Origin of the sequence: Pedobacter sp., from assembly GCF_040513095.1 — a bacterium.
GTDB lineage: Bacteria > Bacteroidota > Bacteroidia > Sphingobacteriales > Sphingobacteriaceae > Pedobacter.
This window is the reverse complement of record NZ_JBEVDX010000090.1, coordinates 1-22,591: the sequence shown is the minus strand read 5'-3', so window position 1 is coordinate 22,591 and position 22,591 is coordinate 1. Positions and strand designations below refer to the sequence as shown.

The 22,591-nt window shown below is 41.1% G+C and carries 25 protein-coding genes; 16 read left to right on the top strand and 9 right to left on the bottom strand.

The window, feature by feature from the left end:
* On the top strand, positions 1-1,001 hold a 1,001-nt coding region (locus tag ABWY16_RS11045; protein ID WP_353904705.1), incomplete at its 5' end, for a family 43 glycosylhydrolase.
* Positions 1,002-1,078: 77 nt separating this feature from the next.
* On the opposite strand, the gene ABWY16_RS11040 is transcribed toward ABWY16_RS11045, so the two are convergent.
* Both ABWY16_RS11040 and ABWY16_RS11035 read right to left on the bottom strand, forming a co-directional pair.
* Positions 1,079-2,281 carry a GAF domain-containing sensor histidine kinase gene (locus tag ABWY16_RS11040; protein WP_353904704.1) on the bottom strand — a complete coding sequence of 401 codons (1,203 nt, stop codon included), beginning with the start codon at positions 2,279-2,281 and terminating at the stop codon, positions 1,079-1,081.
* 101 nt (positions 2,282-2,382) lie between these two features.
* A complete protein-coding gene (locus tag ABWY16_RS11035; protein WP_353904703.1) occupies positions 2,383-3,957 on the bottom strand; it encodes a Na+/H+ antiporter in 1,575 nt (524 codons plus the stop codon).
* Between the two features lie 134 nt (positions 3,958-4,091).
* On the opposite strand from ABWY16_RS11035, the gene ABWY16_RS11030 reads away from it, so the two are divergent.
* On the top strand, positions 4,092-4,319 hold the full coding sequence (locus ABWY16_RS11030) for a hypothetical protein (protein ID WP_353904702.1): 228 nt from the start codon (positions 4,092-4,094) through the stop codon (positions 4,317-4,319).
* A gap of 8 nt (positions 4,320-4,327) precedes the next feature.
* Here the strand turns inward: ABWY16_RS11030 and ABWY16_RS11025 are convergent, their stop codons facing one another.
* Together ABWY16_RS11025 and ABWY16_RS11020 are read right to left on the bottom strand one after the other, a co-directional pair.
* Complete coding sequence (locus tag ABWY16_RS11025; RefSeq protein ID WP_353904701.1) at positions 4,328-5,182, bottom strand: alpha/beta hydrolase; 855 nt, start codon at positions 5,180-5,182, stop codon at positions 4,328-4,330.
* Positions 5,183-5,250: 68 nt separating this feature from the next.
* Positions 5,251-6,111: an EamA family transporter gene (locus tag ABWY16_RS11020; RefSeq protein ID WP_353904700.1), complete on the bottom strand. Its 861-nt coding sequence runs from the start codon at positions 6,109-6,111 to the stop codon at positions 5,251-5,253.
* A 114-nt stretch (positions 6,112-6,225) separates the two neighbouring features.
* On the opposite strand from ABWY16_RS11020, the gene ABWY16_RS11015 reads away from it, so the two are divergent.
* The 5 genes from ABWY16_RS11015 (at position 6,226) to ABWY16_RS10995 (ending at position 12,182) form a co-directional block, all read left to right on the top strand.
* Positions 6,226-7,593 (top strand): sensor histidine kinase, encoded by a 1,368-nt coding sequence (locus ABWY16_RS11015; protein ID WP_353904699.1) that lies wholly within the window; start codon positions 6,226-6,228, stop codon positions 7,591-7,593.
* A 152-nt stretch (positions 7,594-7,745) separates the two neighbouring features.
* Entirely contained in the window at positions 7,746-8,738 is a 993-nt protein-coding gene (locus tag ABWY16_RS11010) for a hypothetical protein (RefSeq protein WP_353904698.1), read from the top strand.
* A gap of 142 nt (positions 8,739-8,880) precedes the next feature.
* Entirely contained in the window at positions 8,881-9,777 is an 897-nt protein-coding gene (locus tag ABWY16_RS11005; RefSeq protein ID WP_353904697.1) for an EamA family transporter, read from the top strand.
* A 435-nt stretch (positions 9,778-10,212) separates the two neighbouring features.
* Entirely contained in the window at positions 10,213-10,767 is a 555-nt protein-coding gene (locus ABWY16_RS11000) for an NADPH-dependent FMN reductase (RefSeq protein WP_353904696.1), read from the top strand.
* Positions 10,768-10,922: 155 nt separating this feature from the next.
* Positions 10,923-12,182 (top strand): MFS transporter, encoded by a 1,260-nt coding sequence (locus tag ABWY16_RS10995; RefSeq protein WP_353904695.1) that lies wholly within the window; start codon positions 10,923-10,925, stop codon positions 12,180-12,182.
* 198 nt (positions 12,183-12,380) lie between these two features.
* Here the strand turns inward: ABWY16_RS10995 and ABWY16_RS10990 are convergent, their stop codons facing one another.
* Complete coding sequence (locus ABWY16_RS10990) at positions 12,381-12,737, bottom strand: winged helix-turn-helix transcriptional regulator (RefSeq protein ID WP_353904694.1); 357 nt, start codon at positions 12,735-12,737, stop codon at positions 12,381-12,383.
* 131 nt (positions 12,738-12,868) lie between these two features.
* Between ABWY16_RS10990 and ABWY16_RS10985 the strand changes: the two genes are divergently transcribed.
* Entirely contained in the window at positions 12,869-13,900 is a 1,032-nt protein-coding gene (locus tag ABWY16_RS10985) for an NADP-dependent oxidoreductase (protein WP_353904693.1), read from the top strand.
* Between the two features lie 57 nt (positions 13,901-13,957).
* Here the strand turns inward: ABWY16_RS10985 and ABWY16_RS10980 are convergent, their stop codons facing one another.
* Positions 13,958-14,302 carry an EthD domain-containing protein gene (locus tag ABWY16_RS10980; protein ID WP_353904692.1) on the bottom strand — a complete coding sequence of 115 codons (345 nt, stop codon included), beginning with the start codon at positions 14,300-14,302 and terminating at the stop codon, positions 13,958-13,960.
* Between the two features lie 102 nt (positions 14,303-14,404).
* Between ABWY16_RS10980 and ABWY16_RS10975 the strand changes: the two genes are divergently transcribed.
* Positions 14,405-14,755, top strand: coding sequence for a winged helix-turn-helix transcriptional regulator (locus tag ABWY16_RS10975; protein ID WP_353904691.1), 351 nt, complete (start codon positions 14,405-14,407; stop codon positions 14,753-14,755).
* 25 nt (positions 14,756-14,780) lie between these two features.
* Here ABWY16_RS10975 and ABWY16_RS10970 read toward each other — a convergent pair whose 3' ends face one another.
* Together ABWY16_RS10970 and ABWY16_RS10965 are read right to left on the bottom strand one after the other, a co-directional pair.
* Positions 14,781-15,194 (bottom strand): hypothetical protein, encoded by a 414-nt coding sequence (locus ABWY16_RS10970; protein ID WP_353904690.1) that lies wholly within the window; start codon positions 15,192-15,194, stop codon positions 14,781-14,783.
* Complete coding sequence (locus ABWY16_RS10965) at positions 15,182-15,748, bottom strand: RNA polymerase sigma factor (RefSeq protein ID WP_353904689.1); 567 nt, start codon at positions 15,746-15,748, stop codon at positions 15,182-15,184. Before ABWY16_RS10965 ends, ABWY16_RS10970 begins: the two co-directional genes overlap by 13 nt.
* Before the next feature lie 124 nt (positions 15,749-15,872).
* On the opposite strand from ABWY16_RS10965, the gene ABWY16_RS10960 reads away from it, so the two are divergent.
* Both ABWY16_RS10960 and ABWY16_RS10955 read left to right on the top strand, forming a co-directional pair.
* Entirely contained in the window at positions 15,873-16,220 is a 348-nt protein-coding gene (locus ABWY16_RS10960; RefSeq protein ID WP_353904688.1) for a hypothetical protein, read from the top strand.
* Positions 16,221-16,332: 112 nt separating this feature from the next.
* Positions 16,333-18,507 (top strand): outer membrane beta-barrel protein, encoded by a 2,175-nt coding sequence (locus ABWY16_RS10955; protein ID WP_353904687.1) that lies wholly within the window; start codon positions 16,333-16,335, stop codon positions 18,505-18,507.
* Between the two features lie 22 nt (positions 18,508-18,529).
* Here the strand turns inward: ABWY16_RS10955 and ABWY16_RS10950 are convergent, their stop codons facing one another.
* A complete protein-coding gene (locus tag ABWY16_RS10950; protein WP_353904706.1) occupies positions 18,530-18,733 on the bottom strand; it encodes a helix-turn-helix domain-containing protein in 204 nt (67 codons plus the stop codon).
* A 318-nt stretch (positions 18,734-19,051) separates the two neighbouring features.
* Between ABWY16_RS10950 and ABWY16_RS10945 the strand changes: the two genes are divergently transcribed.
* The 5 genes from ABWY16_RS10945 to ABWY16_RS10925 all read left to right on the top strand — a co-directional run bounded on the left by ABWY16_RS10945 (position 19,052) and on the right by ABWY16_RS10925 (position 22,505).
* Positions 19,052-19,462, top strand: a complete 411-nt coding sequence (locus ABWY16_RS10945) for a nuclear transport factor 2 family protein (protein WP_353904686.1) — start codon at positions 19,052-19,054, stop codon at positions 19,460-19,462.
* A gap of 140 nt (positions 19,463-19,602) precedes the next feature.
* Complete coding sequence (locus ABWY16_RS10940; RefSeq protein WP_353904685.1) at positions 19,603-20,202, top strand: DUF6624 domain-containing protein; 600 nt, start codon at positions 19,603-19,605, stop codon at positions 20,200-20,202.
* Positions 20,203-20,296: 94 nt separating this feature from the next.
* On the top strand, positions 20,297-20,608 hold the full coding sequence (locus tag ABWY16_RS10935) for a hypothetical protein (protein ID WP_353904684.1): 312 nt from the start codon (positions 20,297-20,299) through the stop codon (positions 20,606-20,608).
* Positions 20,609-20,685: 77 nt separating this feature from the next.
* On the top strand, positions 20,686-21,591 hold the full coding sequence (locus tag ABWY16_RS10930) for a helix-turn-helix domain-containing protein (protein WP_353904683.1): 906 nt from the start codon (positions 20,686-20,688) through the stop codon (positions 21,589-21,591).
* A 77-nt stretch (positions 21,592-21,668) separates the two neighbouring features.
* The gene (locus ABWY16_RS10925) at positions 21,669-22,505 is read left to right on the top strand and encodes an SDR family NAD(P)-dependent oxidoreductase (RefSeq protein WP_353904682.1); all 837 of its coding nucleotides are present in this window, start codon (positions 21,669-21,671) and stop codon (positions 22,503-22,505) included.
* Positions 22,506-22,591 lie beyond the last annotated feature (86 nt).

The window sequence follows — 22,591 nt, the reverse complement described above, 5'->3', positions numbered from 1 at the left end:
TGACAACTCAACTGCGTATGATCGGACTGAGAATCGCTTTTACGTTAGTATGTACATGCTCTCTGGCTGTTGTTTCCAGTGCCCAGCAGAAACAAAAGACAATCAGCAATCCAATACTTCCGGGTTATTATGCCGACCCAGCCATTGTAAAAGATAAAGGCAGCTATTACATTTATGCAACCATAGATCCCTGGGGGAAGGAAGAACTCGCCGTTTTTGAAACAAAGGACTTCATCAAATTTGAGCAAAAACACCTTAACTGGCCTACCAAGGCGGCCTGCACCAGCCCTACATCTAAAAATTCAATGGTTTGGGCGCCATCAGTAGTTAAGGGAAAAGACAATAAATTCTACATGTATGTTGCCGTGGGCAGCGAAGTATGGGCAGGGGTAGGAGATACGCCCCTGGGCCCATGGAAAAATATCAAGGCAGACCAGAGTCCGCTGATCAGAGGCGACGAATATCCTGGTGTACACAATATTGATCCTGATTGTTTTATTGACGATGACGGACAGGCCTATTTGTACTGGGGATCTGGTTTCAAATGGATCAACGGGCATTGCATGGTGGTAAAATTGAAAAAGGATATGCATACTTTTGATGGTAAGCCAGTGGAGGTCACTACTCCGCACTTTTTTGAGGGTGCGCACATGCTCAAAAGAAATAACAAATATTACCTGATGTTCTCAGAAGGGAAAGCTATTGATCCCACTTATCAGGTTGGCTATGCCACAGGCAATAGTCCGATGGGGCCGTTTAAAGAAGATGAGCACCGGGTGATATTAAACACATCTCCAGACAGTACCGTATACGGTCCGGGCCATCATACCACATTCCGCGAGAAGAACCAGGACTATATCTTATACCACAGGATACTTCCACAAAAACAAGCTTATGTTTTAAGGCAGCTTTGTTTGGACAGCCTTAATTTTGACAAAAAAGGAAATATAATCAAGGTGAGCACAAAGGGAATTAAACCTCTAAAGCAGGCGGGAAAATAAACCAATAGCATACATTCCTGATGTAGCTGAACTCAGGAATGTATTTTAAGCCTGTTGGTGCAATAGGAAAGACACAATTATTTTTTAATAGCAACAAAAAATGTAGTGCCGGTACCGGGCGTAGATTTCACAGAGATAGATCCATTCAACGCACTTACAAGGTCTTTAACGATTGACAAGCCTATTCCGGTTCCTTTGTTGTTGCTTCTGTCTGTCTGCCCAAGCGTAATATTTGGCAGGAAAATCTTCTCAAAGTTCTCCTCCGCGATCCCAATACCGTTGTCTTCAATTTCCAGATTGTAATACGTTTCATCCTGTTTAAAACGAATATCTACAAATCCTTCCTCCTTGTCATTGTAGCGGATAGCATTATTCACCAGATTAAGGATGATCTGGTCGAGTGCAATTAAAGACATGTAAAGTTCCTGCTTCTCTTCGGAGAAAGTAATCTTTATACCCTTTGGGATCAGGAGCATACCTGTGATCTTTTTGATCAGGCTGCTGAGGCTGAAGTGTTGCTTGTTAGCCAGCAGCGATGAGGGGGATTTAGAATATTCAAGCATCTCGTTTACTAAATTGAGTAAACCATGCGTAGAAGAGATACTTAGATCGATCAATTTTAAGCAACCCTCATACTGTTGTTTTTCATGACGGATTTTTAGCGCCTGTGAGCTTAACAGAATATTGCTCAGCGGATTTTTAATATCATGTGCTGCCATCGAAGCAAATTTCTGGATCAGCACATTGGAGTTGAGCAGGTCCTGATTTGTTTTTTCCAGCTGACGTATCTTTCTCCGCAGTTCAAGTTTGTCAATTACCTGTTTGGCCAGGGTTTTAAGCGCACTGATCTGGACTTGTGTAATCGTATGAGGTTGCTGATCAAATATACAGATCGTTCCCAGGGCAAAGCCATCTTCATTGATCAGCGGTACTCCGGCATAGAAAGCAATTTGTGCCGGACCGGTAACCACAGGATTATCTGCAAATCTTTTGTCTAAACGGGCATCTGCAACGATCATAATTTCCTCAGATGAAGCGATAGTATGGGTACAGAATGATAATTCTCTTTTGTTCTCCGTCATGTCAGTTCCATGGTGTGACTTGAATGACTGCCTTTCGGAATCTATAAAAGTGATCAGTGCAATAGGAACGTTGCAAATAGTTGAAGCAAGAGAAGCCAGTTCATCAAACTCAGCCTCAGCTTCAGTATCAAAAATCTGATAGGAATCTAAAGCACTTAACCTTTGAATCTCCGGAAGGTGTACGGGTGAACTGTCCATTAAACTAATTTATTCAGATGGGCAAATATACTTGAATTAGCACTACCCAGTGATAAGAATCACTGTTGTTACATGTTTATGTCATAACAGTTATGTATAATTTAGATAAACAGTAACTTTTCTTCTTCAAGATCGAGGTACTTCAGTTGTTTACGAATGATCTCTTCGTCCAGTGTTTCTTCTGCAAGGTTCTTCTGCAGGAGCCAGTTCCTCTGCTGATTCAGAATGTCCAGGTAAACATCTTTCACTTCTTTTGCAAGATCTTCTTCAACCCTTAATTGACTCTTGTCTGCCCACTTTGCCGCCAGTTGGCGCAGAAAAGGTTGTCTTTCTAACTGTTCGCTATACTTATTTTGTAAATGTAATAATGCATGGCCGGCCATTTCCCTTCTGATCGCATTTTCTTCATCTTGTTCCGGGTCAGGATGGTCAACATCCGGCAGGCCTATTTTTTTTATTACATAAGGCAATGTAAGTCCTTGTAGCAGTAAAGTAACCAGTATAACTACAAAAGTAATAAACAGGATGAGGTTACGCTGCGGGAAAGGACTGCCATCTGCAAGCTGTACAGGAATAGATAAAGCTGCTGCGAGCGATACTACACCCCGCATACCCGTCCATCCAAGAACAAAAGGGACCTTCATTCCCGGATTTCTGCGGTCGGCGACAGTGATAAAATTCCTTGCAATTAAGGTGGTTATAACCGCGCCATATGCGGATAAGATCCTTCCAAAAATAAGGACAGCAGTGATCAGTAGACCATATCCTATAGCTGCAGAAACACTGACATCTCCAAGTCCTGATGTGATTTCCGGCAGATCTAATCCAATCAGTGTAAAGACAAGCCCGTTTAGCACAAAGCAAAGGCTTTCCCAGACGTTAATTCCACGCAGACGTGAGCTGCTGCTTAAAAACAAATATCTTTTGCTGGACAATAACAGTCCGCCACTCACTACGGCAAGCACTCCGGAAGTGTGCGCTTCTTCTGCAGCAATATACATTACATAAGGAGTAACAATGCTTAATGCCATATCGGTATTGGTATCGGTTGGCAGGTATTTATGGACAGTCATAAATATCCATCCCACTGCCAGTCCTATTCCTACACCGCCAGTCAGCATCCAGAAGAAAGTTAGGGTAGCATCTGCCCAGATGAATTGGCCCGTTGCCACAGCGATCAGCGCAAAGCGGAAAATTATCAGCGAAGACGCATCATTCAGCAGGCTTTCGCCTTCCAGAATAGACGACATCCGTTTAGGTACTTTTACGAATTTCAGGATCGCACCCGCGCTCACTGCGTCAGGTGGTGAAACGATGCCGCCCAGTAAAAAGCCTAATGCCAGCGAGAAACCCGGAATAAAATGGTTTGCCACAAATGCAACGGAAAGTGCTGTAAGAAAGACAACGACAAAGGCAAAACTGCCTATGATCCGCCGCCATCTCCAGAGTTCTTTTCCGGATATAGCCCAGGATGCTTCATACAGGAGCGGCGGTAAAAAGATGATAAAGATCAGCTCCGGGTTAATATGTACAGGGGGTATACCAGGAATCAGGCTGATAGCAAGGCCAAATAAAACCAGCAGTACCGGATAGGCCACACGGATTTTTTCGGCCAGCATAATCAGAAATACTATGGCTACAATAAGCCCAAGATAAAAAGGAAAGTCTTCCAGCATTCAATTCTATTTAGATTTTCACTAAGATAAGATAGCGTATTGTACGATGCAACACTATGACAATTATAAATAAATACATTGTTGTACAACCTTACAGCTGTATTATCTCGTATGTAATTATATAATAAACTATTATGTACCGCATCCTTTACCATGACCTGGCCGGAAATTTTAATATTCTGAATGCAGAAACCCCGCTTGAAATGGAGAGGTCTGCCTTTGATATCGCATCATCTCCCACATGCAGAATTATCTGCATCTATGATTATTACCATAAAAAAGCCTTATTTAAATGCCTGAGCTATGATCTCTACGTTGACGTAGTAGATGAGCTGGTTTATGAGAATAAAAAAATCGCATAATCAAACACTCAGTTTTCATTCAGGAATTTCAATAGCAGTTTCAGAAATTCCTCCGGGCGTTCTTCAACAATATAATGTCCGCAATCAGGGATACTTACCGACTGGATTTCAGCACTGGCAATTTTTTGCATGGCCATTCCTACATTTAAACCTTGTCCCTGTTGTGCACCTATAGCTAAAATTGGAATGCTCAGGCTATGCTTAAAAGCCTTATTCTGCAGGGCACTCTCCGGAAATGCCCGGTAATAGTCGAAACCGCTCCCCAGTCTTTCTTTTCCGGTATAAGCTTCAATATATACAGCCATGTCTTCTTCTGTAATGGCATCTTTTACGGCGGTCTTTGTGGTGAAATACCAGCTTAAATATTCCTTTTCTTTACCCTCTATCAAAAATTCAGGCATGCCATCAATTGCATGAAAATAAAACTGCCAGATCTTTTTTGCATTCTGAGGAGCAAACACTTCATCAGGAATAAGCGAAGGAATACCTGCATCCAGCACCACTAATGACTTTAGCAGGCTCTCAAACTCAAGGGCAAACGTCACTGCTACCCAGGCACCTACATCATGGCCCACCAGGTGAATATCATTGAGATTAAACTGGTCACAGAAAGCTTTGATCAGCCTGGCCACAGTTTGTGTATCTGCAGACACTAAGGAATTGCTGTTTCCCATTCCGGGCAGGTCAATAGCAAAAACATGATACTGTTCCTGCAGGGCCGGTAACACTTTGCGCCAGATATAGGAGGTCTGCGGCCAGCCGTGCAGCAAGATCATCGGGCTACCTGAACCACTTTCATAATAGTTGACTTCCACACCAGCAACAGTAGCTGATTTAATGTCTGACATTGGATGATTTTCCATACATGTTTATTTTGCGGCCAAGTTAAGGTAAATATATGAACGGGGAGGGGGTAGGGAGTTCGGTTTGATTATTGTACAATTTGTTTCTCAGGTTTGCCTGTAAGTGTTGCGCCAAGACTTGCGGTAACTACCAAAACTATAGCCAGCCATTCAATCAAGGAAAGGTATTCTTTCAGGAAAATCAGGCCACATACTGCGGCAACTGCTGGTTCAAGGCTCATCAAAATGCTGAATGTTTTTGCAGGGATATGTTTCAATGCGCCAATTTCAAGAGAGAAAGGGATGGCGCTGCATAATAAACCCAATGCAATAGCAGAAGGAATCATTGCAACAGTGAAATTGCCCAGCCTGCCATCGGCAATGCCAAAAGGCAAAATGACTACAATTGCGAAAATCATTCCTACGGTAACAGCCTGTGCGCCGTCTATAACTGTTGAGGTTCGCTGGCCAAGAATGATGTAACCTGCCCAGAATGTGCCTGCAAGCAATGCCATAGCTGCACCATAAAGATCAATTCCATTTCCATTCCATGGGGTGATGAGAGCAATGCCGGCGATAGCCAGTAAAGCCCACAAATAATCCAGCCGGCTTTTTGAAGTTAAAACGGAGAGCATCAGCGGGCCGATAAATTCAAGCGCTACTGCTAGTCCGAGAGGTATTCGTGACAGAGATAAATAAAACACCCCATTCATTGCCCCAAGGCAAATCCCGTAAGGAATAACAGCCTTCCATTGCGCAGCAGTAAGCTTTCTTAAGTCTGGCCTGTTAAAAGCAAGCAGAATCAAGGCAGAAATCCCTATGCGGACAGTACTGGTACCCGCGGCACCTAAAACCGGGAACAGGCTTTTCGCAAATGCTGCACCAATTTGTACGCTAAGTATGGCCAGGATAACGGCAGGAAAGGGTGGGACTTTGAACTTATCAGTCATCCGATAAAGATAAATAAAGTTGCAGGATGTCATCCGATTTAGTTATCGATGTTGATGGATTTTTAGAAAAAGTATTATGTTTGCTGCAGGAACACGCAGCTCTTAATTTCCTTCATGTCAAAATTCAACTTCAGCGGTATTGTACGTTCTTCTATCAGGGAGAGAAAAAATAACTTGTGGCCTGAGTTGATAGGAAGTCCGCTGATGTTCCCTTTAGAAACCAGGATATTCCATTCCATCAGTATTGGTTTAATTCTGCTTGCCTCTGTTTATATCCCCTATAATTTTTTTCAGGGACTTTATATTGGTTCTTTTTCAGCTTGTCTGTTTGCTTTGTTCTACTCGTATCAATATTATTATTCCCGTTTTGAGGGTAGGCAGCATAGCAATCTATTGTTTGGATTAACGGGTATACTTATCTTCTCTGTAAATTATTTCGCCAACTCTGGCATCAATGGTTCTACTGACCTGATCTGGCCGGCCTACCTGCTGCTGGTCTTTGCAATATCGCCTCATGAGCAGCATATAAAATGGTTAATAGTTTATCTGTTCTGCTTTTTGGGTGTACATCTCCTTGAGTTTTACTATCCTTCTTTTGTAATGTATCCTTTCACTGTGGGAAGAGGGCAGTTTGTAGATAGGGTGACGGCGTTTCCTATGCCTGTTTTTGCAATTTATATCACTATCAAGTTCATCAGGCGGAGTTATGATAAAGAAAAAAAAGCAGCAGAGGAAAGGGCTCTGGCTGTAGAAATCAGTAAAGAACAAATCCTTCTGCATAAAGATCAGCTGGAGAAAAGTAACACCGAGAAAAACAAACTGATGTCTATCATCTCGCATGACCTGCGCACGCCGCTGATAAATGTCCAGAATTACCTGGAACTGCTGAATCAAAATGAAGTAAACGGCGCTGAACGCCGGGAACTGGAAGGCATGCTTCTTAAGGCCACAAACAATACGATGGACATGCTATCAAATCTGCTGTATTGGTCCAAATCTCAAATGGAGGGTCCCTCAGTTCATATCTCTGAACTGAACCTCCTCACTGTGCTTTCAGGTACATTGGAAATGGAGAAGATGCATGCGGCAAAGAAGGATATTACTTTGAACTACCAGATTTCGCCTCAACTGACTGTTCTAGCCGACGCAGATATGCTCCAGCTGGTGGTGCGTAACCTGATCAGTAACGCTGTAAAATTTAGCCCCCTTGGAGGAACCATCAATGTGGATGCTGAATGGTTAGCTGATGAATGCAGGTTAAGCGTTAGTGATAACGGAGAGGGTATTTCTCCGGAGAAACAGGAAAAGATATTTTCTATCAAAGCAGAACCAGCATTCGGTACGAATAACGAAAGAGGTGTAGGTTTAGGTCTGGTTCTTTGCAAGGAGTTTATAGAAAGGCAGGGAGGAAGGATCGGTTTTGAAAGCAATCCGGGCCAGGGTTCCAGCTTTTTCATTTTCTTGCCTTCAGCTCAGCCTTGATTTGTCTAATCTACAGCCTTAAAATCAGCGAATGAAAGAGCGGCGGGTATCCATTTGGCAGCTGTCATGCTAAACGCTCACAATAATCGTTTTTAAATAAATACAGCGATCCTTTAGGATGATTTAGGTGCTTTGTTTAAGAAACTTTTCTTATGATGAAAACGACAGACTTACGGAAAATCTTTTTTATGCCTGTTCTGGTTGTGACAGGGTTTTTAGTTCTGGTCAGTGTTTGTAATGCACAGGACCGGCAGGATACAATTTCTTCGGCTGCAAAATTGGATACGCTGAAAAAATATGGGATAGATCCAGGCAGGGATATTTCATCCCGCGTTATGGATACCTCCCCAGAGATTATTCTTATGTTTCAAAAAGCCGGCATGTCGCCACGCAGGCATGAACTTAGCGGGGCAGACCGTGTAAAGATCGCGAAGGCTTTTGCTGCCCTTCCTGCTCTGCACCAACGCGTACTGAAAGAACGTTTACACAGCATCAGTTTTCTTGATAACATGCCAAATACCGCGCTTACCTCTACATTCAACCCTGGTTCGCCGTACCGGCTTTATGATATTACTTTCAGGGCCGCAATTCTCAACCAGACAGTCTCGCAATGGACCACTGAAAAAGAAAATACTTTGTTCAAGGCTGATCAGCAGGCAAGCGTTACTATAGACGCAGGAGCGCTTGATGCCATATTGTATGTCATATTCCACGAAACTACGCATGTGGTTGATGCTGCATTAGGCCTGACTGAGGACAATCAAACTGCAGGGACAAAGTCTTTTGCCCCATTCACTAACAGGGTATGGACAAGCAGAATGGTTACCGTGCCGGAATACACTGATTCTCTGCTGCAGGCAATTACCTGGAAGAAGGAGGGAAACCTGATAAATGTCACTAACGCAGTATCACTGTACAAATCCCTGCAGAAGACACCCTTTGTGTCAATTTATAGCAGCTGCAGCCGGATGGAAGACCTGGCAGAATACCTAAGCGTTTATCATCTTACGCAAAAGCTCAGGCAGCCTTTCAGAATCATGGTGCATCAGAATGGTAAAGAAGATTTTGTATACGAGCCCATGAAATCTAAACTGGTCAGGAGCAGAATCGGGCAGATGCAGCAGTTTTACCTTTCTAAGACATAAACTATCCTCCGCGGAGGAATGAATTGATAAATATATAGTACTAAAGGTATCACAGTGTTGCGTATTATTATAATTTTGAAGAATAATCAGCTAAATAAAATTGGACGTAGCTCTTTACCTGAAAATATCAATACCAGCGCACGTGAAAGATACCAAATATTACATCGCAGCAGTTACCTCCTTTACCATTTGGGGATTCTTTAGTTTGGTCCTAAAGCCGATACATAGTTATCCCTCCGTAGATATTCTTTTTTACCGTGTTTTCTCCTGCGCTATACTGATGTTCGCGATAGTATTACTTTTTAAACGCAGGATATTACTTGATAACATCGCTGTTTTTAAAGCTTTGCCGGTTAAAGGCAAACTGAAAGCGATAGGATTAAATGTTGCCGGCGGACTGCTTTTAACGGCAAACTGGTTTTCCTTTATTTATGTGATGAACCATATCAGCGTAAAGGCTACATCACTGGCTTATTTGGTTTGCCCTATTTTAACAACTTTATTAGCTTTTTTTATATTACAGGAAAAACTGAGCAAGCCACAGTGGGCTGCGGTAGCGCTGAGTATAACCGGCTGCGGCCTGCTTTCATACAGCAATATAATGGATATGTCCTTTAGCATGATTGTAGGTTTTACCTATGCACTGTATTTAGTCAGCCAGCGGGAAAATAAAGGTTTTGATAAGTTTCTCAACCTGACTTTTCAGATCCTGCTTTCAGCTTTCATATTAGTGCCCTTTTATCCTATATACAGTGGGCCTGTACCCGCGTCATTTGAATTTTACTTTTATATTGAGCTGATTGCGGTTGCATTTACGATCATTCCGCTTTTGCTTAACCTCTTCGCGTTAAAAAGGATTAACTCTTCAACAGTAGGTATGTTGTTGTATATAAATCCCATCATTACATTTTGTCTTGCTGCAACTGTATATCATGAGCGTCTTAATAATTTACAGATCGTGGCATATGGTATTATTTTCTTTGCTATTGTAGTGTTTAATTATCAGCTTCTTTTCAAAAAGCAGGCGCTGCAAGTATAACCTGCATCGCAAGGCGTCCCGTTAGTCTCAAAATTTTGAGACTTAATAAAAAAAAGAAAGCTGGGTCCAAGGGATCAGTGATGATCACCTGACTGGCCACAGGTTTCTGAACTGGATTACTGGAAAAGCGAAATTGTAAAGTTATACGGGATCAGAGCGATACCCGGAAACTATCTGATTGATTCAAAGGAGATCATCGTAGCGAAGAACCTTCGGGGAGAAAAGCTTCAGGCCAAGCTTAAAGAACTGTTCGATAAATAGTAAGTCAACTAATTGTGTCTGGAGATTTCGATAGCTATCGGACTTGCTTAGATGTGGCATGGGAATTTCCATTTAGGTCTCAGCGGAACAAAAGTTGTGCTTAGCTGTTTAAAAGGTATGATTTTTAGTAATTGAAATCAGTTAAACAGAATATATACATCAAATATTAACGTTATGAGTAAAGTAATCGGTATCCTGGCAGGCAGCCTTCGTAAAGAGTCTTTTTCAAAAAAAATCGGGAATGCCCTGATCGCAATGGCTCCAGATGGGTTTGAATTTAAAGTAGTTTCTCTTGACGACCTCCCGATCTATAACCAGGATTTTGACGACCACAATCAGATTCCTGAAGCTTACACGGTTTTCAGAAACGAAGCCAAAGCGCTGGATGGCTTTATTTTTATTACTCCTGAGTATAACAGATCTGTTCCTGCTGTACTGAAAAATGCGCTTGATGTAGGGTCAAGACCATATGGCCAAAGTGTGTGGGACGGTAAACCAGGTGCAGTATTTAGTAATTCACCAGGCAATGTTTCTGGCTTTGGCGCTAATCATCATTTAAGACAAAGTCTTGTTTTTCTGAATGTACCTGTAATGCAACAGCCTGAAGTTTATATCAATAAATCAAACGAGCTTTTTGACGAAAAGGGAGTGTTCAAAGATGAGAGGAGCAGAGTGTTTCTTCAAAAAGCTGTAGACGCTTATATTGTCTGGTTTACCAAAAATGCTTAATCATTTAAATATTGCGCCCAGGGGGCGCAATATTTTTAATAACTGCTTGGCTTGCTAATTCAATTGGAAATGGCCGGACTTTGAAAGTTTATGACGGAATTATGGAGTTGTTGTGATCCTTAAACTGCTACCTTTGCAGCTTAACACATACCTTATTGTCAGTAGTTCTGACCTTCCTGCATATACTCATGGATATTATCTCTCAAAAAAGAATACAACCAAAGAATCAGAAAATAGCAACAATACTGGCGTTTGCCCTGATTCCTTTATCAGGATTTGCTACAGACATATATCTTCCTTCAATGCCCTCTATGGGATTAGCGCTGAACATCAGCAGCCTGCAGGTGCAACTCACATTAAGTATATTTTTGGTTAGTTATGGAACAGCGCAGCTATTTATTGGAAGTATAGTTGACAGCTTTGGCAGGTATAATATTGCCCTGGGGGCACTGGCAATATTCATTATATCCTGTCTCGTCATTGCAAATACACATAATATTTACCTCATTTATCTGATGAGATTAATCCATGGACTCACCGTGGCAGGTATAGTGGTAGCAAAAAGAGCTTATTTTGTTGATGTATTTGAAGGAGAACAGCTGAAAGTTTACCTCAGCATCTTTACGATTATCTGGTCTACGGGGCCCATCATCGCGCCATTTATAGGTGGATATTTGCAAAACACTTTTGGATGGACATCAAATTTCTATTTTCTAGCTGCAATGGCGGCTGTTCTGTTTTTATTGGAAATGGTATTTAGCGGCGAAACTCTCAGACAGCCAATGGAATTCAGGCTAAAAAGGATCGTCGGCATTTATGCTGAGATGATCAGTACTCCCAGTTTTATGATGGGGATAGTAATGCTGGGCTTTGCCTATTCGATGGTAATGGTCTATAACATGTCCGGCCCGTTCATTATTGAGCATGAGTTGCATTTGACACCAATTATGGCTGGATATTGTTCGCTGATATTAGGCTTTGCCTGGATGGTTGGCGGTTTTATTGGAAAAGCCACTATCAAAAGCCCCTTTTATAGAAAGATGATGGTCAATATCGGAGTACAGATTATTTTTGCCCTTGCTATGTTTGTGAGCCTGGGATATCTTGTCAATTTATACACAATGGTATTCTTTGCATTTATTATTCATGTAGGTGCGGGATTTACCTATAACAATTATTTTTCCTATACCATGAGCAAGTTTCCCAATAATGCTGGTATTGCCGGTGGATTAACGGGTGGAATCGTGTATATAATGGTTTCTTTCATGAGTTATGTAATCATGAATATTTTTCCGGCTAAAGATGAGCGCAACTTAAACTATGGCTATTTAATCCTCGTCTGCCTTTCAGGAATTTTGATGTTTATTATTCACCAGTATATCAAACGGTCGAGAGCAAAGGGGCTTGCGGTATAGTTATAAGTTAATAATCTGGTCCGGATGTCAATTATTTATTGAATCCAAAATATTCATCAGCTTGCCATTCTGACAAATTCCAGGATTTCCAGCTTTCTGTTGCATGACGTAACTTTTAAACTTTAAAATATTCCCAATGCAGGCTGAAAGTTTGCCGCTTGCAGATTGCTGGAGTTAATAGATTCAAACTACCGCCAGTCAATCTCTTTTTGTCAACAGTTCGTCGTCTAATTGCTTTTTGCCCCAATTATGTAAATGTTCGATAAAAGGAATTAATTCCTGACCTGTTTCACTCAATGAATATTCCACCTTTGGTGGAACTTCATGATACATCTTTCGGTTAATCAATTTGTCATCTTCCAGTTCCCTTAAAGTTTGGGTAAGCATTTTGGTCGTAATATCAGGTAAGGTCCGGCTCAATTCACCATAACGGAGTACTGTTTTTAAGCTCAGATGCCAGAGTATACGGCCTTTGTACTTTCCACCTATGCGCTTAAATGCGTACTCTACCCCACAACGGTGTATACATTCAGGCACTTCTGCTTTATTTTTCATCTTTTATATTTGTTTAAAACACTGTAAATCAGTATTAGATACTTTTTAGTATGTAAGATACAAATAAGTACATACTTGCCAAAAGTAATTAATCCATTTAAGTTTGCAACGTACTTTTAATAATTAAAGGAATGGATTTAAGAACAGAAGATAAGAAACCAATAATGAAAGCGATCCGCCAGCATGAATTTGGTGGCCCGGAAGTGTTGCGTTATGAAGATGCGCAGATTCCCGAATTAAAGCCGGGTGAGGTTCGCGTGCGTGTTCATGCGGTGGGCCTTAACCCGCCTGACTGGTACCTGCGCGACGGATATAAAATGCTTCCCCCTGACTGGCAGCCAAAGGTGCCTTTTCCCATAATTTTAGGGACGGACATTTCAGGTGTTATAGAAGCGATTGCTGATGATGTTAAGGACTTTTCAATTGGGGACGAAGTATATTCTATGGTTCGTTTTCCCAGCTATGGATCAAGCCAGGCCTATGCTGAATATGTGACGGCTCCAGCCTCCGAAGTAGCCCTGAAGCCAGCTGGCCTGGATCATATACATGCCGCTGCAGCACCAATGTCGCTCCTAACGGCGTGGCAGTTTATGATTGAAGTTGGACACGATGTTCAAAACCCGCTTCAGCCGAATAAACACGAGCCGGTACCTCTTGCGGGTAAAAAAGTATTGATTAATGGAGCTGCGGGCGGCGTTGGACATTTTACTGTACAGCTGGCAAAATGGAAAGGGGCGCATGTAATTGCCGTGGCGTCGGGTAAACATGAAGCCTTCCTGCGCGATCTTGGTGCTGATGAATTTATTGATTACACAAATACCCCTCCGGAGGATACAGTGCAGAACATTGACCTTGTTATTGATTGCGTTGGCGGGGCAGCTACAGGCCGTTTTTTGCAAACTTTAAAACGTGGCGGTGCTTTATTCCCGGTTTTTCCTTTAGGATTTTCCGGTACCGAAGAAGCAGAGAAACGCGGGGTAACTGTTTCGGCAACACAGGTACGTTCAGATGGAGCACAATTGGCCGAAGCAGGCCGCTTGCTTGATAATGGTACTGTTCGGGTTGCCATAGACAGTATATTTCCCCTTTTTGAAGCTCGCAAAGCACACGAAAAAGCTGCGCAAGGAAGCATTCAAGGGAAGATTGTACTGACTCTTACCTAAGGATTTTGCAATTGAAAAAACGCCAACCCACATAACAGGTGAGATTGGCGTTTTTAATCATGCATCAGCTTTGACGATAGTTTCATTTGTTGCCATTGCAACATAGTTTGCAGTATCAAAAAAGGTAGGCTCATCAGGATGGATCTTAGTCAGATAATTTTCTGATGTGAAGAAACTGTTAAAGTCCTCAAAGGAATCAAACGAGATTTCTACTACCGCATCATATAAAGGCTTAGGAAAACCTTCAGCTACGATAGGGTGGTTAACTACATACTTTCTAACGTAAAGTTCTGACTCAGGGATAGAAAGGAATAAAGGAGCATGGTGATTTTTGTGATAGTCTACAAATTCTTCATCGCTCAGGTGTGGTAGTTTGTTTACTAAAAATGTAAATTTGATCATTGTCTTTTTTTATAATTTGAGACAAACTTATTTCATTACATACAGTGCCGCAAGTACGCACAAATTTGTGCTTATTTGCTTTTACAATTAATTGACTAAGCGATGTACAAGAAGAAAATTCCTATAAGAAGGGATTGTGGACTGCACGTATTTAAGGAACTTTTGAATGGCAAGTGGAAACTGATGCTAATCTATTACATCTCAGACGGGGTTAAAAGGCCGGGTGCCTTGCAGAAGAAAATTTCTGCAGACAGGCGGGTAATGACCAGGCAACTGGACGAATTGGTGAAAGATGGGTTCGTAGATAAAACCTCTTTCAATACTAAAATTCCCAAAGTTGAATATCAGTTAACCGCTCTGGGGTCTAGTCTCCTGCCATTGATAATCAGCCTGGAAAACTGGGGCGAAAAAAATAGAGCTGTTTTAGAGACAGCCCTGAGTGAAAAAGAATAACCGGATCAATGATGCTTTTCCCCGCTTAATAGTCCCTCTTTACCAGCCGCTGGTCTATCAGCAAAAACGTAAAGAAAAGAAGTATTACCGATCCAAATACCCACTTAAATTTCAGGACAACAATCAATATCAACTCAGCTGTTGATGAACTTATGAGTTGCAACATTCCGTAACCAAGCATCAGGCTGATTATGAAAATGATTGCGGCCATTATATTGAACCGGATATCATTTTTCAGGTTAAGCCGCTCCTGAACTTTGCGTTTTACTTTTGATGCAAAACTTAGCGGCAGCCCTTGTTCCGGTTCTGTTTGTAGTGTTTTAAATAAATCCTGGTAGGCTAAAAGATCGTTTGTTGCTTTTTCTCCAAACTTATTATCACCGGTGATTGGCATGCGGCCCAATAGCTCCTGCAATTCATCGTCATTTAACTCTTCCATGTGTTGTCGTGTTTAAGGTCTTTTTCAATTTTCTCTTTCAATAATTTACGTGCCCTGAAAAGGTAACTTTTCAAAGTACCTTCAGGTATTCCTGTAATCTCATTTATCTCGGTGAGTGAAAATTCGTTGAGGTGATACAGGGTCAATACTGTTTTATACTGCAGGGGCATTTGGTCTATAAGGTGGTTAACATACATTGCCGTGTTCTTTTTTATCATTTCCTGCTCGGGATTTTCATCTGTAAAGTGATAGTTGTCAATGTTTTCCGGATAGTCATATGGCGACTTGTTTTTAGTGTTTTTAACGTGATTAACAGCAGTTAAATAAGCTATTCTTGCGATCCAGGTAGATAATTTTGACTGAAAGCGAAACGAAGGCAGGTTTTGATGTATTTTCATAAAGACTTCCTGACAGATATCTTCTTTATTCTGCTTGTCCTGAACTAACCTGTGGATAACAAAGAAAACGAGCTTTTCATATTGTTTCACCAATAACTCAAAGGCCCGCAAATCTTTCTTTACTATCCTGTTTACAATTTCGTTCTCGTCAAACATATAACAGTAGTCAAGATATGTACATTAGCGGTTGCAAAATAGAGAAATATAATTTTTATTAAATAATTGCAACCGGCAGGGCAGATGTGCTGACTACTGTAGCAAATCACTTAATCAAAACATCATGAAACAATTAATGCCATTCATCATCGTCATCGTCTTCTTTATACTGATCGCCATATTCATTCTTGCCTTGTATAACTACCGGTTAAAAAAACGAATCATTGATGCAGGCCCACTGGACGAAACCGGTCTTAAATTCCTGGCTCGTTTATCAGGCTCCGGAAATGAAGCGGTAAAATGGGGCTTACTTTTACTATCGGCCGGTATTGGTTTTGTAGTACTTGAATATGTACCCTTTAGTGCCGAAAATTCTCCCGCACCCTACGGCATTGAAATGATCTTTATTGGCGCCGGATTCCTGCTTTACTATCTTTTTTTAAAGAAACAAAAGGATAACGATACGCTATAGCTTTCTGCTTTAGCAGCACAACTAATCAATCTTACCAGTACCCACTTTTAAAGGACACATATTCCTGCAGGGATCGTCATGCCTAATTTTTACGCCCAAAATCCATTCAATCATGAAATTTAAAAACGCTCTCCTGCGGCTGGTTATGATCAGTGCCGTATTGTTTACACAAAAAATCAGCGCCTCTGGCCAGACGCCTGCAACCGCCGGGCTAAATTTAAAAGAAGTAGCCGTAACTGCCAGCAAGCAGTTTATAAGGCAAAAGGCAGACAGGATAATTTATGATCTGAAAGCCGATCCTGAAAGTAAGAGTAATAACGTACTTACAATGATGCGCAAGATACCTTACCTGTCTGTAGATGGAGAAGATAATCTGCTGATGAAAGGCAACTCCAGCTTTAAAGTACTTATTAACGGCAAACCCTCAGGGAGCCTGGAAGGCAATCTCAAAGCAGTATTGAAAAGCATCCCTGCGTCTACAATTGAAAGGATAGAGGTGATTACCACTCCTCCAGCTAAGTATGATGCAGAAGGTTTAGCCGGTATCATCAACATCATCACCAGTAAAAGAATAAATAATGGCTTCAACGGCTCGGTAAATATCAATGAAAGCCTTCCTGTTGGTGGACCAGGGGCTGGTGGCTCATTTACGGCCAAAAGTGGAAGGTTTGGAATCTCAGCTTTTGGAGGCGGGAATATTTATCATACGCCCAAAACTTTTAATACCAATAAACGGGTTGATGGTGACGGAACATTACTGGATCAGCAGGGCAATCAGCGATCTACTAACAAAACGGCATATTTTGGAACAGAATTGAGTTATCTGGCAGATAGCTTAAATCTGTTAACGGCCCAGCTAAATTCCAATGGCAGCCGGGTAAATGATTATTCTATACAGGCATCAGCATTAACAGGTGTGAATGGGCTTCTGCAGCAATACGGATTTGAAAACGAGAGCAAAGCCAAAGGTTATGGTATCGATGCTGGCATTAATTATGAAATGGGCTTTAGAGCGATGAAAAACAGGTTGCTCACCTTCTCGTACCTGTTTACTACAAACGTAAATGATAAAAATGGGAACATCGCGTTCGCTGACCGCCTGAATTTTTCTACGCCTGATTTTCTGCAAACAGATCATCAGCGGTTTAAAGAACATACCATCCAGGCCGATTTTGTTACACCGGTTAAAAAACTGAATATTGAAGCCGGACTAAAGGGAATACTGAGGAAAAATAGCAGTGACTTTGATTACAGCGCATTGAACAGTGCAGTGGGTTCATACGAACCAGATCCGGTGCGCTCCAATGCCTTCAGGAATACTCAAAATGTTTTCAGTGCTTATAACTCCTATCAGCTGAATATCAACAGCTGGAATATTAATGCGGGTGTAAGACTGGAAGAAACCATAATACGTGCTGATTTTTCCAGTACGGCTTCGGTAGCCAAACAAAATTATTTTAACGTCATCCCCTCTGTAGCGATAGGGAAAGGTTTTAAAGACGGAAGCAGTATCAACTTTGGTTTTTCGCAAAGGATCAGGAGGCCGGGCATTAACAGGTTAAATCCTTATGTAGACCGTTCAAACCCAAACTATGAGTTTACAGGCAATCCTGAACTAAGGCCAGTCTTGTTAAATGATATCCAGTTTGGATACAGCAGCAACAAAAAGCTGTCTGTTAACATAGGCCTCGATTATTCATTTATGAACAACCTTGATCTGCAGGTAGTTGATTTTAACCCTGCTACGCAGATCACAAGAATAACTTATGCCAATACAGGCAAGTCAAGCAGTGCAGGCGGTAATTTTAATCTTCGTTATCCTGTGACCAGCAGCTACAATGCAAGTGTAAATGGGAATGCCATGTATCTTTGGCTTAGCGGGCAGGTAAATGGACAGCCCGTCAATAACAACCTGCTGATGTTTGCAGTTACCTTCTCAAATGTTGTGCGCCTGATGCATGGATGGGCTCTAAATGCTGATCTGGGCTTAAACAGCCGTAACCCCACAGGCTTGCAGGGATATACAAATGGCTTTTTTTCCACTGCGTTTAATTTCAACAAGGATATTGTCAAAGATAAGTTCAGTGTTGGTGGGGGGATCAGAAATCCTTTTACTAAATACCGCAACAGTGTAAACACTACATTCGGTCCGCAATTCAGTCAGGTGTATGAAAGCCTTAGCTATTTCAGGTCGTTCAATATCAGCTTAAATTACAACTTCGGAGGTTTAAAAGACGGGATTAGTAAAAACAGGGTGGGGATTGAGAATAATGATGTATCGCATTAATGATTTAATAGTTAATTCCCTTTTATCGGGGAATTAATTTTGCGTTTTCAGATGACGCTTTTGTATACCGTTTTGTATTTACTCCCTCATGTTCCTTAATCACTCTGGCAAAATGGCTAAGGTTGGTGAAGCCTAGCCTGTAGCCAACATCAGACAAAGATAATTTCTCGTTTTCCAATAATATTACGGCTTCTTTCATTCTCAAATGCTGGTAATAATTGAAGATGCTGTTGCCGGAAATCTGCTAAAATGAATTGCTTTGAAAAAATTTGCAGATTATTTTAAACCTTATGTAGTTTATTAGCAGCTATTCCACTACGTACATCGCTTCCAATGACGAAGATCAAAAGACGATCTCCAATAGTTTATACGCCGGCCAGGTAAAATTTGGGAATGTTTAAATGGCTGTTGATTAAGATTTAGTAATCAGACTATTGCTTTAAACAATATCGTATATTATGTTAGACCATATGTATTTTATTCGCTGATTTTTATTAACCTTGCGGTTACAATTAGCTAATTTCAATCAATTGTCTTGAAAATCATGGAACAGAAATTTCCCTTGCCTCCATTCAATCCTGAATCAGCAAAACAAAAAGTACAACTGGCAGAAGATGCCTGGAATACGCAGGATCCTGTAAAAGTATCAATGGCATATACTCCTGATAGTGAGTGGAGGAACAGGTCTGTGTTTGTAAACGGCCGCGAAGGGATTATTAAGTTTTTAACAGAAAAATGGCAGAAAGAACTAGGTTACAAACTGAAAAAAGAACTTTGGGCTTTTACTGATAACAGAATTGCTGTCCGTTTTGAATACGAATTTCATGATGAAAAAGGCCAATGGTTCCGTGCCTATGGTAATGAAAACTGGGAGTTTGATGAAAATGGTCTCATGCAAAAAAGGTATGCAAGTATCAATGATGTAGCAATTGCGGAATCCGAACGAAGGTTATAATAATTGATTTTCTATGGAATATTCCACAATACCTTTTTCATAGGACAACCGGTAGGCTAAATGGGGCTTTCGCCTTCAATAAAAACTCGCCTATATTTAAGACTAAGTGCTGAGTTTTGACAAATAATGCATTCAATGAGATGGAACACAAAGAATTTGCAGAACTAATAATCGGACTCAGTGAAGCCGATTTAAAGCTGCGGGATCAGCTCATTAAAAGTCAGCAGCTGGGAAAGGGATATAACCAGGAAATGGCGAGTCTGCACAGCATCAATGCCGGCAAATTAAATGAAATTATTGACACAATTGGTTATCCAACAATTGAAAAGGTCGGCCAGGAAGCATGTGAAGCAGCATGGATGATAATTCAACATTCCATTGGACAACCGGTCTTCATGAAACGGTGTGCTAAACTTTTAGAAATTTTGGCGCAGGAAAATCAGGCATACCTGATAAATTTAGCTTACCTGACAGACAGGATTGCTGTATTTGAAGATCAACCGCAACAGTATGGAACTCAGTTTGACTGGGATGAAAAGGGGCAATTAAGCCCGAATATCTTTGATGACGATGATAAAGTAAACCAGAGAAGAGCATCCATCGGACTCAATACACTCGAAGAGCAGACAGCCCTGATAAGACGACGGGCTGAAATTGAAAACCAATCTATATCAGAAGATTTTGAAGAAAGGAAAAAAGAAATTGCGAACTGGAAGAAGTCTGTCGGCTGGACAAAATAATGTTTTTAGTACAGAAAATATTTTATGATCACTAGGGAATTTGTATTGATTTCTATAGTTTCGAAGAACTATTAACCTTTATAAAAAGAAGCTGATGTATTACATTTTAATATTAGGCAGTGCCCTGTTTTTTATTGCGCACGTAGCTTTATTATTTACAGCATTTCCTAAATCAGAACTTGCCCGTAAACGTTATTTTTATTCGCACCTCACTCTATGGATAACTGGTGTACTCGTCTTTTCGCTCGCAATGCTTTATAGCGGTTCCGGCCGTTCTAATTTTTTGGATTACTTTGACACCACTTTTAGAAAATTGATGATCCTGGTGTTTACGCTGGCACTTTCGTTTGTTGCACATCTTATTGTAACCCGATTGGTTGTCCCTCTTCTGCAAAAGGGACAGTAATAATTATTTTGATTTATAGCCTGCATCACATAAAAAGTTTCAATATTGCAAGTATCACGATTGGTAGATATTGAGTTATGGCAAAAGCAACTGAATCACTTGAACAGTTTTACCAGAATAAGTATGGAAGTATATCCGAAGATTTCCACTACAACATTGGACAATTTAATGTTTTCCGGATCGAAGACAGGATCCGGGCAGGCACAACTTCCCCAACTTTTATTCGCAGGGATTTCTTTAAGATCATGCTGTTTCAAGGGGATAATATTTTCCATTTCGGCAGCAAAAGTATTCCGGTAAGCGGCAGCACGCTGCTGTTCTTTAATCCACAAGTACCTTATACATATGAGCCATTAACTGCCGGTACCGCCGGTTATTTTTGTGTGTTCAGGGACGAATTTTTCAAAGAAAATTTGCGTATGAATCTGGCTGAGCTACGGTTATTTGAAGCGGGTGCACAGCCAGTGTTTAGTTTGGATGAGGAGCAAGCCCATGAACTGCAGCATATTTTTGAAAAAATAATCATTGAGTTTGATACAGATTATAGCTTTAAATATGAACTGATCCGGAACTATGTCAGCGAACTGATCTATCTCGGGATGAAACTTCAGCCTGTAAATAACATCCTTAAACATACTAATGCTGCTTCGAGGATTACTTCGGTATTTACAGAATTACTGGAGCGCCAGTTCCCCATAGAATCTGCCTCACAACGTTTTGAGCTGCGCTCTCCTAAAGTTGCTGCAGATAAGCTTTCCATTCATGTGAATTACCTTAACCGCGCGATAAAGAAAACCACCGGGCGCACAACCACAGATCTGATTTTTGAGCGACTAACTGCCGAAGCGAAAGTACTGCTAAGGTACAGCAACTGGAACATTGCAGAAATAAGCTATGTACTCGGTTTTGAAGATCAGGCACACTTCAATAATTTTTTCAAAAAACAAACCACGATGAGCCCTTCTGCATTTAGGTGGGTTTGAATTTGACAAATTCTGGTTTGTATAGTACAAATTTGAGCGCTGCATGTAAGGTAACTTTGATTTATAAAAAAGAAGTTATGAGCAATTCAAAAGTTTGGTATATCACAGGCGCATCTAAAGGAATGGGCTTGTCAGTGGTTAAAGAATTACTATCAAAGGGTCATCAGGTAGCAGCAACATCGAGAACAATTGCTTCATTTAAAGAACTTAGAGAAACAGGTGATAGATTTTTACCTTTAGAAGTGGACCTGAAAAATGAAGCATCTATCTCAGCATCCATTGCGCAAACAGTTGGGAAATTTGGCAGGCTGGACGTAATAGTTAATAATGCCGGGTATGGATTGGGTGGTGCTTTGGAGGAACTCAGTGCTGAGGAAATCAATGAAAATTTCGAAGTCAATTTTTTCGCAGTTGTAAGGGTGGTTCAACAGGCACTTCCTTATATGAGAAGTCAGCGTTCAGGTCATATTATTAATATTTCTTCGATCGCAGGTTTTGCGCCGGGTATGGGCTGGTCGATGTACTGCGCGGCCAAATTCGCTGTGAGCGGACTGACTGAAGCCCTGGCAAATGATTTAAAACCTTTAGGCATATATGTTACCAATGTGATGCCCGGATGGTTCAGGACTAATTTTGCCAAGCCAGATTCAATCGCCTACAACCAAAACCAGATTAAGGATTATCTATATTTACGCGATTACCACGAAAAGATGAGCAATATGGACGGTGCCCAGTTGGGCGATCCTGATAAGATTGCCGATGTGTTTCTGAAATTGGTTGACAGCCTGGAACCTGCTGTTAACCTTTTCCTTGGGAGTGATGCCTTTAATCGTGCTAAAGCGAAAATAGAGCAATTACGGATGGAAATGGATAACTGGAAGGAGGTTTCCTATTCAACTGATTTTTGTTCTTAAAGTATTTTATTTAACTCGGTTTCCAGCCTGTCCATATTCTCCTCGTTTTTATCTTCAACAAAAGGTCTGATTTTGCTGCATTCTTT

Coding starts and splice junctions, on each gene's coding strand:
- ABWY16_RS11040 (WP_353904704.1), bottom strand. CDS start 2,281: ATGGACAGTTCACCCGTACACCTTCCGGAGATTCAAAGGTTAAGTGCT.
- ABWY16_RS11035 (WP_353904703.1), bottom strand. CDS start 3,957: ATGCTGGAAGACTTTCCTTTTTATCTTGGGCTTATTGTAGCCATAGTA.
- ABWY16_RS11030 (WP_353904702.1), top strand. CDS start 4,092: ATGTACCGCATCCTTTACCATGACCTGGCCGGAAATTTTAATATTCTG.
- ABWY16_RS11025 (WP_353904701.1), bottom strand. CDS start 5,182: ATGGAAAATCATCCAATGTCAGACATTAAATCAGCTACTGTTGCTGGT.
- ABWY16_RS11020 (WP_353904700.1), bottom strand. CDS start 6,111: ATGACTGATAAGTTCAAAGTCCCACCCTTTCCTGCCGTTATCCTGGCC.
- ABWY16_RS11015 (WP_353904699.1), top strand. CDS start 6,226: ATGTCAAAATTCAACTTCAGCGGTATTGTACGTTCTTCTATCAGGGAG.
- ABWY16_RS11010 (WP_353904698.1), top strand. CDS start 7,746: ATGATGAAAACGACAGACTTACGGAAAATCTTTTTTATGCCTGTTCTG.
- ABWY16_RS11000 (WP_353904696.1), top strand. CDS start 10,213: ATGAGTAAAGTAATCGGTATCCTGGCAGGCAGCCTTCGTAAAGAGTCT.
- ABWY16_RS10990 (WP_353904694.1), bottom strand. CDS start 12,737: ATGAAAAATAAAGCAGAAGTGCCTGAATGTATACACCGTTGTGGGGTA.
- ABWY16_RS10985 (WP_353904693.1), top strand. CDS start 12,869: ATGGATTTAAGAACAGAAGATAAGAAACCAATAATGAAAGCGATCCGC.
- ABWY16_RS10980 (WP_353904692.1), bottom strand. CDS start 14,302: ATGATCAAATTTACATTTTTAGTAAACAAACTACCACACCTGAGCGAT.
- ABWY16_RS10975 (WP_353904691.1), top strand. CDS start 14,405: ATGTACAAGAAGAAAATTCCTATAAGAAGGGATTGTGGACTGCACGTA.
- ABWY16_RS10970 (WP_353904690.1), bottom strand. CDS start 15,194: ATGGAAGAGTTAAATGACGATGAATTGCAGGAGCTATTGGGCCGCATG.
- ABWY16_RS10965 (WP_353904689.1), bottom strand. CDS start 15,748: ATGTTTGACGAGAACGAAATTGTAAACAGGATAGTAAAGAAAGATTTG.
- ABWY16_RS10960 (WP_353904688.1), top strand. CDS start 15,873: ATGAAACAATTAATGCCATTCATCATCGTCATCGTCTTCTTTATACTG.
- ABWY16_RS10955 (WP_353904687.1), top strand. CDS start 16,333: ATGAAATTTAAAAACGCTCTCCTGCGGCTGGTTATGATCAGTGCCGTA.
- ABWY16_RS10945 (WP_353904686.1), top strand. CDS start 19,052: ATGGAACAGAAATTTCCCTTGCCTCCATTCAATCCTGAATCAGCAAAA.
- ABWY16_RS10940 (WP_353904685.1), top strand. CDS start 19,603: ATGGAACACAAAGAATTTGCAGAACTAATAATCGGACTCAGTGAAGCC.
- ABWY16_RS10935 (WP_353904684.1), top strand. CDS start 20,297: ATGTATTACATTTTAATATTAGGCAGTGCCCTGTTTTTTATTGCGCAC.
- ABWY16_RS10930 (WP_353904683.1), top strand. CDS start 20,686: ATGGCAAAAGCAACTGAATCACTTGAACAGTTTTACCAGAATAAGTAT.
- ABWY16_RS10925 (WP_353904682.1), top strand. CDS start 21,669: ATGAGCAATTCAAAAGTTTGGTATATCACAGGCGCATCTAAAGGAATG.